Source organism: Agrobacterium sp. 20P9.1.2 (assembly GCF_057799395.1).
In genome coordinates this window covers 53,618-66,340 of sequence record NZ_JBYOKI010000011.1, presented here as the reverse complement: position 1 = coordinate 66,340, position 12,723 = coordinate 53,618, and the positions used below count along the sequence as shown (strand labels likewise).

At 58.3% G+C, this 12,723-nt stretch carries 11 protein-coding genes; 9 read left to right on the top strand and 2 right to left on the bottom strand.

Annotated elements, in window-relative coordinates; genetic code table 11:
* Positions 1 to 14 precede the first annotated feature (14 nt).
* From AC27VJ_RS22175 to AC27VJ_RS22145, 7 genes are all read left to right on the top strand, one after another.
* Positions 15 to 872, top strand: a complete 858-nt coding sequence (locus AC27VJ_RS22175; RefSeq protein WP_488685847.1) for a sulfurtransferase — start codon at positions 15 to 17, stop codon at positions 870 to 872.
* A gap of 241 nt (positions 873 to 1,113) precedes the next feature.
* Complete coding sequence (locus AC27VJ_RS22170) at positions 1,114 to 2,679, top strand: ABC transporter substrate-binding protein (protein ID WP_488685846.1); 1,566 nt, start codon at positions 1,114 to 1,116, stop codon at positions 2,677 to 2,679.
* Between the two features lie 93 nt (positions 2,680 to 2,772).
* Positions 2,773 to 3,783, top strand: a complete 1,011-nt coding sequence (locus AC27VJ_RS22165) for an ABC transporter permease (protein WP_488685845.1) — start codon at positions 2,773 to 2,775, stop codon at positions 3,781 to 3,783.
* 5 nt (positions 3,784 to 3,788) lie between these two features.
* On the top strand, positions 3,789 to 4,628 hold the full coding sequence (locus AC27VJ_RS22160; RefSeq protein WP_488685844.1) for an ABC transporter permease: 840 nt from the start codon (positions 3,789 to 3,791) through the stop codon (positions 4,626 to 4,628).
* An 8-nt stretch (positions 4,629 to 4,636) separates the two neighbouring features.
* Entirely contained in the window at positions 4,637 to 6,022 is a 1,386-nt protein-coding gene (locus tag AC27VJ_RS22155) for an ABC transporter substrate-binding protein (protein ID WP_488685843.1), read from the top strand.
* A gap of 17 nt (positions 6,023 to 6,039) precedes the next feature.
* Entirely contained in the window at positions 6,040 to 6,423 is a 384-nt protein-coding gene (locus tag AC27VJ_RS22150; protein ID WP_488685842.1) for a VOC family protein, read from the top strand.
* Positions 6,420 to 8,435: a formylglycine-generating enzyme family protein gene (locus AC27VJ_RS22145; RefSeq protein ID WP_488685841.1), complete on the top strand. Its 2,016-nt coding sequence runs from the start codon at positions 6,420 to 6,422 to the stop codon at positions 8,433 to 8,435. The genes AC27VJ_RS22150 and AC27VJ_RS22145 overlap by 4 nt, the downstream gene beginning before the upstream one ends.
* A gap of 36 nt (positions 8,436 to 8,471) precedes the next feature.
* Here the strand turns inward: AC27VJ_RS22145 and AC27VJ_RS22140 are convergent, their stop codons facing one another.
* Entirely contained in the window at positions 8,472 to 9,365 is an 894-nt protein-coding gene (locus AC27VJ_RS22140; protein ID WP_488685840.1) for a LysR family transcriptional regulator, read from the bottom strand.
* Positions 9,366 to 9,485: 120 nt separating this feature from the next.
* On the opposite strand from AC27VJ_RS22140, the gene AC27VJ_RS22135 reads away from it, so the two are divergent.
* Entirely contained in the window at positions 9,486 to 10,097 is a 612-nt protein-coding gene (locus AC27VJ_RS22135) for a glutathione S-transferase family protein (protein WP_488685839.1), read from the top strand.
* 55 nt (positions 10,098 to 10,152) lie between these two features.
* On the top strand, positions 10,153 to 12,207 hold the full coding sequence (locus AC27VJ_RS22130; RefSeq protein WP_488685837.1) for a 2Fe-2S iron-sulfur cluster-binding protein: 2,055 nt from the start codon (positions 10,153 to 10,155) through the stop codon (positions 12,205 to 12,207).
* 43 nt (positions 12,208 to 12,250) lie between these two features.
* Here the strand turns inward: AC27VJ_RS22130 and AC27VJ_RS22125 are convergent, their stop codons facing one another.
* Positions 12,251 to 12,682: a winged helix-turn-helix transcriptional regulator gene (locus tag AC27VJ_RS22125; protein ID WP_488685836.1), complete on the bottom strand. Its 432-nt coding sequence runs from the start codon at positions 12,680 to 12,682 to the stop codon at positions 12,251 to 12,253.
* Positions 12,683 to 12,723: the final 41 nt, after the last annotated feature.

The following is a 12,723-nucleotide window of genomic DNA, read 5'->3' as shown; positions in this document are numbered from 1 at the left end:
ATCCGGAGATCACCATGACTGACACGACGCGCATCTCGGTTCTTTTGACGCCAGCACAGTTGCAAGACATGTTGTCCTCTGGAGCGGATGTCACGGTCATCGCTGTGCATTCCATTAATCCTTATACGGGCCAGAACTCGTTCCACGGGCGGCGGATCAAAGGCGCGATAGACACGCAAGCCTATACCGATTTTCAGTCCCCTGCGAGTATCGAAGGCGGGCAGAGACCTTTGCCAGACATTTCAGAGCTGCAATCCAAGGCGCGCGCATGGGGTCTGCGGCCTGACACGACAGTCGTCATTTACGATGCTGACCGCAGCATGACGGCGGCGCGTGCGTGGTGGGTCATGCGCTGGGCAGGCCTGCCGGATGTCCGGGTGCTGGATGGCGGTTTTCCAGCGTGGATCGCGGCGGAAATGCCGGTAACGGATGAAACTACGACCCCGGTGCCGAGCGACATCGTTCTGTCGCCGGGACATATGGCTGAGCTTGGGGCTGACGATGCGCTGAAGCTGGCGACTGGTGGCGTTCTTCTCGATGCGCGCATCCGGCCCAACTATATCGGCGGGAAAATCGCGCCCGGCCAGCCACCACGCGGACATATTCCCCATGCTTTGAGCGCGCCAGCGCCGGACAATGTAACGGACTACGGAAATTTCACCGATAGCGATACCCTGCGCGAAATGTATCGGGTGCTGGGTGCGGATGGCAGAAAGCCTGTCGGGGTCTATTGCGGGGCGGGAATGTCGGCTGCGCATACGGTTCTGGCACTTGCCTCCATCGGCATCGATGCGGCCATGTATCCCGGGTCTTGGTCTGCCTGGGCCAGTGATCCAACGCGTCCTGTCGTCACCGGTGCCGATCCGGTCTGAGCAGATTTGACGCTCAGATTTTGCTCAAATCCCTCTGAAGACAATATAATATTTCCTCTTTTGCACAATGAATAAGCAATATTAGCTATTTGTTCAAATTGCTTGCAGATCACCTTTACAGTCTAAAAAGCGATGATATATTTCGTGGAATATCACAGGCGCGAGCCGCGATTACACTGACAGCATGAAGCCGAGTTGAGGCTGCCCAATGCCTCGATCAGACCGCGAAAGGGTCGTGCCCATGAAACTCTTTGAAGGACTAGCCGCAGCAGCCTTTGTGGCTGTTCCGCTGTTTGCAGGCGCGGCCAACGCGCAGAGTGATGACCAGTTGAAGACGCTCGTCATTGCCGTTCCATCCGATCCAGTCAGTCTGGAGCCCGGTACCAACAAGGCCGAGCCTATTGGCAGCGAGATCATTCTCAATGTCTTCGATACGCTGGTTGCCTGGACCGCGCCGGACTTCAAGGAACTGGAAGGCCGGTTGGCATCCAGCTGGACTGTCTCTGCCGACGGCAAGGAGTTCGGCTTCAAGATCCGCGAAGGCGTCAAGTTTCAGGACGGTACGCCCTTCGATGCTGCTGCGGTGAAGTTCTCGCTGGAGCGCACCAAGGCTACCAACTCCTATGTCAAAGCAACCTTCGGTCTGATCAAGGACATCGCGGTCGTCTCGCCCACGGAAGTCAAGATCAGCCTCACAGAGCCTTATCCGGCCTTCCTTTCCATTCTGGCGCAGCCACAGTCGGCCATCGTCAGCCCCGCTGCCGTCGAGAAGTTCGGTGACAAATTTGCTGCCAACCCGGTCGGCACCGGCCCCTTCGCTTTCAAGAGCGCGCAGGCTGATACCAATGTGGTTCTGGAAGCAAACCCGGATTACTTCCGTGGCGCGCCGAAGCTTTCGCGCATCATCTACCGCGTCATACCGGAAGCCTCGACCCGTCGTCTCGAGCTTGAAAGCGGTGGCGTGGATGTCGTGCAGCAGCAGGGCCAGCTTTCTGCGATTGCGGCTGAAGACATCGCGGCACTCAAGTCCAATGACGATGTAAAGATCCTTGAGGCGCCCAGCCAGATCATTCGTCAGCTCGAATTCAACAACAGCAAGAAAGACGGTCCTTTTGCGGATATCCGTGTGCGTCAGGCCGTGGCCCATGCCATTGATTATGATGGCTTGCTGGAAGGTGTTTTCGGCGGAACTGCTGAGCGCGTCTATGGTCCACTGACCACCAACAGCTGGGCGTTCGATCCAAAGATTAAGGATTTGGCCCCGAACTACGATCCTGACGCATCGAAGAAGCTGCTTGCGGAAGCCAAAGTCGATCCCTCCACGATCCAGCTGAAGCTCTACAGCTTCCAAGGTCCGCTCTGGGCAGCCGTTGCCACCTATGTGCAGGCCAATCTGGCCGATATCGGTATCAATGCCACCATCGAACAGACCGAGTTCCCGGCCTACCGTGCGCTTCAGACTGCGGGTCAGTTCGATGCAGCACTTGACGGTCGCCAGCCGTGGTACAACGATCCGGATGCGCATATTACCATCGGGTACCTGTCGTCGCTTGCCAACTCGGCCATGACGTTCCGTATGCCGGAAGACAAGGCGCTGGACGATCTGATCCTCAAGGCACAGCAGACTGTGGATGTACCGGCCCGTACGGCGCTGTATCATCAGGTGCAGGAAGAAATCGTCAAGCGCGTTCCCGGCGTTTATCTCTTCAGCCCCAAGCTGATCGTCTTCCAGCGCGCCAATGTGGAAGGCCTCGTCGTCAACAGCGCGCCGCCGCTCAATGAGTACTGGGGCGTTTCCAAGAAGTAAGCATTTCCGGGCGCGCATCTAGCGCGCCCGCCGATCCGATCTGCAGCGGGAAACCGGTGCAGATCAGTCTTCAATGATGTGAGTAAGCAGGGAATGGCCAGTTTTATTCTACGCCGGTTGATCGCCTTGATACCCGTCATGTGTATCGTGCTGATCATCGTGTTTTCGCTGGTGCGGTTCATTCCCGGTGATCCAGCAGTGACCTTGCTCGGCCCCGGTGCGACGCAGGAGCAAATCGATGCTCTGCGAGCGCAGCTGGATCTGGATCAGGCGTTTCCCGTCCAGTTTTTCAACTACGTCACGGGCTTGTTGCAGGGCGATTTCGGCGTATCCTTGAAAACCGGCCAGCCGGTAGCACATGAAATTCTCACACGCCTGCCTGCCACGATAGAGCTTTCGGTTCTGGCCGTCATCGTTGCCATCATCATCGGCATTCCCATCGGCGTTTTATCCGCCACGCGCCCGAATTCTACATTCGACCACCTCACCCGCGTCGTTTCACTGGTGGGCGTTTCGATGCCTGCCTTTCTTCTGGCGCTGATCCTGCAACTGGTGTTCGCCACCTATCTCGGCTGGTTGCCGGTCTCGGGCCGCATGAGCTCCTTCATCATTGCTGAACCGGTGACGGGGTTTGCCATTCTGGATGGCATCATTACCGGCAATTGGGCCGCGGCATGGAGCGCCATGCAACATCTGATCCTGCCCACCGCCGTGCTGGCTGCCTTTCTCGGAGCGACCCTTGGGCGCTTCGTGCGCAACACCATGCTGGAGGTGATGGGCGAGGATTTCATTCGCACAGCCAAGGCCAAGGGCTTGCGCCGGGCCGATGTCATTCTGGGTCACGGATTGCGCAATTCCCTGCTGCCGGCCATCACTGTCGTCGGTCTGAAGTTTGCGGAAATGCTGGGCGGCGCGATCCTGACCGAAACGATTTTCGCATGGCCCGGTATCGGACGTTACATGTTCGAGGCGATCAAGAACCGCGATTATCCGGTCATTCAAGGCACGACGCTGGTGTTTGCGCTGCTGTTCGTCTTCACCTCCATCGTGGTCGATGTTCTCTACGGCGTTCTAGACCCGCGTGTCCGCAAGAAGATGAAGTGAGCCGGATGTCAGAGTTTTTCAACTTCCTGCGCAAAAACACGCTGGCTCTGGCGGGCAGTATCATCCTGCTGTTGCTGGTCTGCGTCATCGTGTTCGGCCCGATGATTTCGCCCTATTCGCCAACCAAGCTGGATGTGCTGCACAAGCTGGCCGCACCGAGTTTTGAGCATTGGCTGGGCACGGATGCCTTCGGGCGCGATATCTTCACCCGCATCATGTATGGCGGTCGCGCAACGCTGGCGATTGGCGTGGGTGTCGTGGCCATCGCCTTCGCCGTTGGCGTTACCATCGGCATGCTAGCGGGTTTTCTCGGTGGCTGGTTCGATAGTATCGTCATGCGCATCGTGGATGCCATTTTGGCGTTTCCGGCGCTTGTGCTGGCCATCGCGCTTGCGGCCGCGTTCGGCCCAAGCCTTGAAAATGCGATGCTGGCCGTTGCCATCACGCTTGCCCCGCAATTTGCCCGCGTTGCTCGCAGCCAGGCGCTCAGCATTTCCGTCAAGCCCTATGTCGAGGCTGCAATTTCACTTGGGCTACCGACACCGCGCATTCTCTTCCGCTATGTTTTCGTCAACGGGCTTGGGCCGCTGCTGGTGCAATCCACGCTGGCGCTTGGCAGTGCCATTCTGCAAACCGCAAGCCTCGGCTTTCTAGGCCTTGGGGCGCAGCCGCCCATGGCGGAGTGGGGTGCCGATGTGTCTGCCAACCTGCAATTCGTGCGCAGTGCCGCCTGGGTGGCGCTTGCACCCGGCATGGCGATCCTGCTTGCGGTGCTCTCCTTCAACCTGATCGGCGATTCCCTTGCCGACTGGTTTAATCCGCGCCGCCGCAACGAGCTCGACTGAGGCCAGCCATGTCCACTTTGACCATAGCCCTCGAAAAAGTCGATTTCCTGCCGCCGACGCGGGTGACGGATGACACCAGTGTTCTGACGCTGAAAAATCTGGTGTTCGAACCTCTGCTGAAATGGAATGACGGTCAGGTTTTGCCTGCGTTGTTTTCCCATTGGACGCACAGCGCGGATGGACGGGAATGGCGCTTCGTCATCCGACAAGGCGCTGTTTTCCATGACGGCAAGCCCTGTGTCGCTTCCGATATCACCGATTTCATCGACGGCATTCTGGAGGCCGTGGATACGTTTGGCATGAAATGGTCCTATGCCCGTTATCTTGCCGATGCCGAGATCATGGCGGAGGGTGACGGAGCAATCGTGGTGCGCAACCCGCACCCCATTGCCGATATTCTCGATATCTTTTCGGAGTTTTACATCTGCCGCTTCGCGCCTGATGGTACTCCCGTTTTGGGAACAGGGCCGTTCCGCGTTCTGACTTTCGAGCCCAAGGTCGATGCCGAGCTGGAGCGGGTCTCCGGTAGAACGGAGCCGAAGCGCATCATCGCGCTTTGCGAGCCTTCCGCTGACGAACGTTACGCTCTGCTGAAATCAGGAGATGTCGATGCCGCGCTCAATCTCGAGCGGGTCGAGGGCAAGCTTGAGTTCGATGACGCTTTTCAATGGGGCAGAGCCGTCAACACGCTGTCGGTCATGTATTACCTCAATTGCAGCGAGGGCATTTTCCGCTCACCGCAGGCGCGGCTTGCTGCCAATCACGCAGTGGATACGGCGGCTATATGCCACGAGATATTCGGCGATCTTGCCGTGCCATCTTCCAGCATCGTCAGTCCCTTTCATCTCGGCATGAAGACCGCCGGGCTCTCACCAATCGCCTATGACCCCGACCGCGCACGTGCCTTGCTGGCCGAGGTAGATGGCGACCGCAGGATCAAGTTGCGCACGCCCACCTTCATGCCGGAGCGTGCGCCGGAGATCAGCCGTTTCGTGGCCGAGGCACTTGAGGCTGTTGGCTTCGAGGTGGAGATCGAGATCGAAACCGACCGGCCGGAATATGCCCGCCAGATCGGCGCTAAGAAAATGGGCGATCTGGCGATCTTCGATTCCTCGCCGCACAGCACCTATCGCGTTCTCAACGACAAGATATCGAGCGTTACGAAAGCGGTCTGGTGGCAGGGTTACGACGAACCTGAAGCCGAACGGCTGATCGCGGCGGCCAATGCGGCAGTCGAGCCGGATGCGCGCGAGAGTGCTTATGCCGCCTGCCTGACATATCTCAACGCCAACCCGCCCTGGCTTTATCTGGTGCATCCGGTGGATGTTTTCGCGGCGCGCAAGGAAATCGCCGGGCTTTCGATAGACCACAAAGGCACGCTGACGATCGCCTGAACACGAGGATACACAGAATGAAAAAAGGCTATTCAATCACCTTCTTCTATTACGACGATATCCATGCGGTCGTGCCGTTTTACGAAGAAGTTTTGGGCTTCGAACTGGTGCTCGATCAGAAAATGGCCCGTATCTATCGCATTGCTGAAAACTGCTATTTCGGTATTGTTGATGGCAATCGCGGTCATCTGAAACATCAGGAAAAGAGCGCCGTGCTGCTGACCATCGTGTCTCAGGATGTGGAAGGCTGGCACAAGCGGTTGAAGGATGCAGGCGTTACCGGTCAGTCAGAGATGCTGCGCGGAACGTTCTGCGAGCATTTCTTCTTTGAAGATCCCGCCGGTTATGCCATCGAGATCCAGAGATTTCATAACCCAGATGTGGCAAAGCTCTTTCAATGATCAACGACGATATAGACGGCATGATTTCGCAGGCACGCGAGTTCGGTGCCGCGCAGCTTTTTGCTCTGCCGGATGCCTCCATCGTTGATCTTGCGACCGGCTATATTCCGCTGCTCGTCAACTTCACATTCGAGGACAAGGCGGCCAAGGGACTGCGCAAGCTGACCGATCAGGCAGAGCCGGAACCCGCCGTCTATTTCTCGGCGCTCGAAATGGTGCGCGATCATCCAGCCGTCGTACTGACCGGAGAGACCGGAAGCGGCAAGACCACGTGTGCGAAGCATCTGGCGTTCTCACTGGCGCGAGGTGACTTTGCGCCACGCGCCGTTCCGCGCAACGATCTCGGTGCAGTGCATGATGAGCAATGGACGCTGGAGGGCGTTGTGCCTCTCTATCTCACTGTAGACCCGTCAAAAACTTTCGAGGAACTGCTCGCATCTTCCACGGATGTTTCGCTCCATGCAGACAGTGGGATGTTACTGATACTGGATGGCATTGAGACAGCGGGTGATGCAGGGCGACAACTGCTTGCCGATGCGCTGGCGTTCCAGAGCCGCCGTCCGGCTGTGAAGCTGCTTGCACTCGGGGAGGTCTCTGTCGTCAAGAGCTGGGCGCTTCCCGCGGGCTATGTGCGATACGATCTGCTACCGTTTCTGAAAAGCCAACGTCGGGAAACGGCTGCGCGACTGGCTGGCCTCGATCTCGACGCGACACGGATTGCTCTTGGCAATGCCGCGGCCAATCCCGCGCAGTTCGCCATGGCCATGCATGGCAGCGATGCAGGTGATAGCGCCGAGGCCATTACCGACAGCTGGCTTGCAAAGATTTCCGGTGATGCCCAGACGAGCGAACTCTTTTGCGGCCTGGCCTTCGATGCGCTGACAGCCGAGGTGGATGACCCCACCATCATGCCCATAACCCGCGTGCGGCAATTGCTGGCAGCGGTGCATCTGGCATCCAAGCCCGCTGATCTGGCCATTGAACATTTTCGCAAAAAACCAGGCCTTTGGGCACCTGTGATGACAAGCCTTGCTGCGCGCCTTTCCGGCACGGATGCGGCCAGCGCCTTGGTCAAAGCGCTGATCGAGGGCGAGGGTGATGCGGTTCTGCGGGGCGCGTTGCTGGCGGCGGATATGGTGACGGATGCAGGACCGCTGCGTGACCGCATTGCCGCGCATTTGCTGGCAATCGTCAGCGACGGAGCGCTGTCTGCACCGGAACGCGAGATGGCGGGCCGCAGGCTTTCGCTTTGGGGTGATCCGCGTGACCTCGATGCACTGGCAGATGTTGCCGGTGGACACTTCACCTTTGGCTCTAGCAGCCATCCCAATTCTGCACCGCCTCATTCAGTCACCGTCGATGCCTTTCGTATCGGCCTTTATCCGGTGACAAACGGGGCCTATGGCGCGTTCGTCCTTGACACGAACCGGCTTTGGCGCAGCCCAGACGGGTTCTCGGATGACCGACGCAATGCTCCCGCGACCGACCTCACATGGCACGATGCACGGGCCTATTGTGACTGGTTGACGCATCGCTGGCGTGCGCAGGGGCGTATTTCCGAAGACGAATTCGTGCGACTGCCCACGGAACCGGAATGGGAGCGCGCCTCGCGTGGCGACCAGCCGGATATGGGGGCGGATGTTCTCAGCTATCCCTGGGGACATGCGTGGATGGGCGACGCGGCAAATTCGGAAGAGGCCGGGTTCAACACCACCTGCACGGTTGGTCTGTTTCAGAAGGGGCGCTCTCTCTACGGCTGCTACGATATGGTCGGTCAGGTCTGGGAGTGGTGCACCACGCTGTGGGGCGACGACATGGCGACGCCCGACTTCAAATATCCCTACTCGGAAGATGGACGCGAAGAACGCGATGCTGCACCGTCCATCCGGCGCGTGCTGCGCGGCGGCTGTTTTTCAAGCGGCAAACTGAAAGCCTGCTGCACATATCGTGGAAGCCTCGAGCCGGATGGCTTCTGGCGCGGCAATGGATTTCGGATCGTGGTTTCGCGGTAGTGTTGTATCTGTATTCAAAGGTCATCTGCCTACGATCTACTTCAACAAAGCCCTCAGTCGCGGCGTTGCAAAGTCCAGAAAGGTCCTGAGTTTCAGCGGCATCAGGCCCTCCGATAGATGGACGAGGTGAACCGGAGAGGCCTCTCGTTCAAAATCCTCGAGCAACGGCACCAGCAAGCCAGCATCGACTGCGTGCTTCGCTTGGTAGGCCATGACGCGCGTTATCCCGAGACCGGCGGCGGCTGCGTCAACCGCTGCTTCAGCGGTGTTGACGGAAAGGCGTGTGCGGATCGGCACCGCGATATCTTTTGCGCCGTCATGAAACGTCCAGAACCGTGTCGAAAGCACGCCTTCGAACGCGATGCAATCGTGGTGCTTGAGTTCGTCAGGATGTGACGGACGGGAGTGCCGCTTCAGATAGTCGGGATTGGCGTAGATCGTTGTGCGGATGGAGCCGAGGCGGATTGCGATCAGGTTGCTGTCGGAAAGCTGGCTGATGCGCAGGGCGACATCGATGTGTTCGTCGGCAAGACTGATTGTCCGGTCGCTCATCGTCAGGTGAATGTTGATGTCCGGAAAGGCTTTCAGGAAGTCCGTGATGACTGGAAGCACATGCAGGCGGCCGAAGACAATCGGCGCCGTCATTGTGAGGTCTCCCTTTGGCGCGGCGTATTCTCCGGTGGCACGGCGTTCGGCTTCTTCCACTCGCTCAAGAATTTCGCGCGCCGCAGCGACATAATTCTCCCCGGCCTCGGTGAGCAGAATCTTGCGGCTGGTGCGGGTCAGCAGGGGAACGCCGAGATGAGCCTCCAGCTCGGCCACCTTGCGGCTGACCGTTGGCAGTGGCAAGTGCAGCGCGCGCGACGCTGCGGAAAGGCTACCATGTTCCACCACGGACAAGAGAACTGCCATAGCATCAAGACGATCCATACTTGCCTTCCACAAAATGAGAGGATGATTACAGAATTAACGCTCTAATACAAAAATATGGATACTGCTAGGTTTCTCTCGTTGCCGGATGACTGTGTCCGGCCCTCAAGGGAGCCAGTCATGAAACTCTACCATTTTCCACTTTCGGGCCATGCGCATCGCGCTCACCTCTTTTTGTCCCTCCTCAACGTGAAAGCCGAGATCATCGACCTCGATCTGGCGAACGGCGAGCACAAAAGGCCAGAATTCCTAAAGCTCAACCCGTTCGGTCAGGTGCCGGTGCTGGAAGATGGCGCTGTCGTCGTCAACGATTCCAACGCTATCCTCGTTTATGTCGCCACGAAACTTGGCCGCAAGGACTGGCTACCCGACGACCTCGCCTCTGTCGCTAAGATACAGAAGTGGCTTTCCGTCGCCGCCGGAGAAATTGCCTATGGCCCGGCTGCGGCCCGACTGATTACGGTTTTCGGAGCAGATTTCCGGGCCGATGAGGTGATTGCCCGCGCCCACCGAATTCTCGGCCTCATCAATGCCGAACTCGAAAATCACCCCTTCATCATCGGCAATAAGCCGACCATCGCAGATGTCGCGCTCTACAGCTACATCGCTGGCGCACCAGAGGGCAATGTCGATCTGACGCTGCATCCGGAGGTCCGTCATTGGCTGGCACGGATCGAAGCTTTGCCTGGTTTTGTCGCTCTTCCGAAAACGGCAGTCGGCCTCGCAGCCTGACACGGTCTTGGGGCCGGGACGTTGTTCCGGTCGCCGTTCCCTATAGGAGGTTCCAATGCCTGCTGAAACACTCTCATCATCGTCCCCCTGGCATGCGGGCGAACTGCAACTACAGCGCCACGCCGGTGTAATGGAGCAGATGGACCCAGTGGGACGCAAGGTTTTGCGCACCTTTCTGCTTGATCAGCATCGGGAGTTCTACCCGCTGCTGCCGTTCATCGTCATCGGCTCTGTCGATGGCGATGGCACGCCATGGGCGACGATCCGCAGCGGACAGGCCGGCTTTCTGCATTCGCCTGATCCTCTGACACTCGGTGTCGAGGCCGTCAGCGATCCCAACGATCCTGCTGAGGTCGGTATGAACGACGGCGACCCTATTGGTCTGCTCGGTGTTGATCTCATCACGCGAAGGCGCAATCGGTTGAACGGCACTGTCATCCGGGATAGCAACGACCGCTTTTCCGTCGCCGTCGAACAGAGCTTCGGCAACTGTCCGCGTTACATCCAAAACCGGCAGTTCAGCTTCGTGCGCGATCCGGCAACGCCGCAGTCTTCCGAGGTGATTGTTTCAGATCGGCTCGACGCACATGAGCGGAGCATCATCGAATCTGCCGATAGTTTCTTTGTTGCGTCTTATGTGGACCGCGACGGTGAAGGACGGCAGGTGGATGTCTCCCACCGTGGCGGTCGGCCCGGTTTTGTTCGCGTCGATGCCGATGGCGGCCTGACTGTGCCGGATTTTAATGGAAACCTGTTCTTCAACACGCTTGGCAATTTTGTCGTCAATCCGCGCGCCGGACTTCTGTTCGTTGATTATGAGACGGGCGATATGCTGCAAATCGCTGGCAGCGTCGAGGTGATCCTGGATTCACCCGAGATTGCGGCTTTCGAGGGCGCCGAGCGTCTCTGGCGCGTCATACCAGAAAAGGTGGTGCTGCGCAGGGATGCACTGCCGCTCAGATGGAGCTTTCTCGAAAACGGCATGTCACCGAGCAGCCTGATGACAGGAGACTGGCAGGAGGCAGCGAGCCGCTTAAAGGTCGCGGCCCAGTCAAAGACGTGGAGGCGCTTTCGCGTGGAGCGAACTGTCGAGGAAAGCACGACGATCCGTTCGCTTCACCTCGCGCCGGTCGATGATGAGGCTCTCATCCCGCATCTCGCAGGCCAGCATCTGCCTATCAGAATTAGCGGCGGCAAGGACGAGATCCGCCGCAGCTATACCATATCCAGTGCCCCATCGGACGGCTTCTACAGGCTGAGTGTGAAGCGTGAGGGGCGGGCATCCACGCTCCTGCATGCAATGCAGGAAGGCGACGAGATCGAGGCACTGGCACCGGTTGGAGCGTTCACCGTTGACGCGATGGAACGCAGCCGTCCGGCAGTTCTCCTCGCAGCTGGCATCGGCATCACGCCCTTGCTGTCAATGCTGCGCCATGTCGTCCAGGCGGGGGACCAGACGCGCTATCGCCGACCAGTATGGCTGTTCCGGTCGTCGCGCAGCTTTTCTGAAAGAGCGTTCGACCGCGAAATCGGCGAACTGGTTGCGCGCAGCGAAGGGACCGTTCGGGATGTCCGAGTGCTTGGCGCGCCCAATGAAGATGATGACGGCTTTTTTGATGCAGCCGGTCGCATCGACATGGCGCTGCTGAAGGCGCATCTACCATTCGGCGACTATGACTTCTACATCTGCGGACCGTCGTCCTTCATGCAGTCAATGTATGATGGGCTACGCGGGCTGAATATCGCAGACAATCGAATCCATGCGGAGGCGTTCGGCCCCTCCGGCCTGAAGCGAGACCACACTACTTATTCGTCCGCGCAGCAGCCCAAGCCCGCAGCTGCGGTTCCAACACGAGTTGTTTTCACACAATCGGGAAAAGAAGCCCGCTGGAAGCCGGGCGGTGGGTCCCTGTTGGAACTCGCAGAGCAAAGTGGCCTCAACCCGCCCTATGGTTGCCGAGCGGGCAATTGCGGGGACTGCCGAACGAAGATCGTCAAGGGTGACGTTAGTTACCTTTCCGAGCCCAACTATCCAGTCGCAGATGGCGAGGCATTGATCTGCTGTTCGGTTCCTGCACACGTGGATGGGGATTTGCAGCTCGATTTATGAGCTGAGCGAGGATTCGGAGCGTTTCAGACGGATTTTCCTTTTGTCAGGTCGGTATGACGATCTTGATAGGCCGCGTGCCAATGGGCGCACCTGTTTTTTTGTCTATGGTAACGGGTTCAATCTCCTCTCCCGTTGCCTCATCGTAGAACCTCGTGAACTCACCCCCACCACGATGTTTTCCTCCCCATGCTCCAAGAGCAAAGAGAACGGGTAAAAAGTCCCGGCCCGCAGCCGTCAGCTGATATTCGTCCCTTGGCGGACGCTCGGAATATCGGCGCTTTTCCAGAATTCCTTCTTCCGCCAGGGCGGTGAGCCTTGTGGTCAGCATTGTTGGTGCGATGCCCAGGTTTTTGCGAAATTCCTCGAAGCGTGTCGAACCTGCATGGGCATCGCGGAGGATCAGCATGCTCCACGCGTCACCGATCAAGGAGAGGCTTCGCGCAATCAGGCAGGGTTGGTCCAAAAGATTTTTCATGTCGATCTCAAATTAGTAGTGACATAGTATCGAAATGATAG

What these genes read in the sequence shown, in the direction of transcription:
- AC27VJ_RS22175 (WP_488685847.1), top strand. Translation starts at nt 15, where the DNA reads ATGACTGACACGACGCGCATCTCGGTTCTTTTGACGCCAGCACAGTTG.
- AC27VJ_RS22170 (WP_488685846.1), top strand. Translation starts at nt 1,114, where the DNA reads ATGAAACTCTTTGAAGGACTAGCCGCAGCAGCCTTTGTGGCTGTTCCG.
- AC27VJ_RS22165 (WP_488685845.1), top strand. Translation starts at nt 2,773, where the DNA reads ATGGCCAGTTTTATTCTACGCCGGTTGATCGCCTTGATACCCGTCATG.
- AC27VJ_RS22160 (WP_488685844.1), top strand. Translation starts at nt 3,789, where the DNA reads ATGTCAGAGTTTTTCAACTTCCTGCGCAAAAACACGCTGGCTCTGGCG.
- AC27VJ_RS22155 (WP_488685843.1), top strand. Translation starts at nt 4,637, where the DNA reads ATGTCCACTTTGACCATAGCCCTCGAAAAAGTCGATTTCCTGCCGCCG.
- AC27VJ_RS22150 (WP_488685842.1), top strand. Translation starts at nt 6,040, where the DNA reads ATGAAAAAAGGCTATTCAATCACCTTCTTCTATTACGACGATATCCAT.
- AC27VJ_RS22145 (WP_488685841.1), top strand. Translation starts at nt 6,420, where the DNA reads ATGATCAACGACGATATAGACGGCATGATTTCGCAGGCACGCGAGTTC.
- AC27VJ_RS22140 (WP_488685840.1), bottom strand. Translation starts at nt 9,365, where the DNA reads ATGGATCGTCTTGATGCTATGGCAGTTCTCTTGTCCGTGGTGGAACAT.
- AC27VJ_RS22135 (WP_488685839.1), top strand. Translation starts at nt 9,486, where the DNA reads ATGAAACTCTACCATTTTCCACTTTCGGGCCATGCGCATCGCGCTCAC.
- AC27VJ_RS22130 (WP_488685837.1), top strand. Translation starts at nt 10,153, where the DNA reads ATGCCTGCTGAAACACTCTCATCATCGTCCCCCTGGCATGCGGGCGAA.
- AC27VJ_RS22125 (WP_488685836.1), bottom strand. Translation starts at nt 12,682, where the DNA reads ATGAAAAATCTTTTGGACCAACCCTGCCTGATTGCGCGAAGCCTCTCC.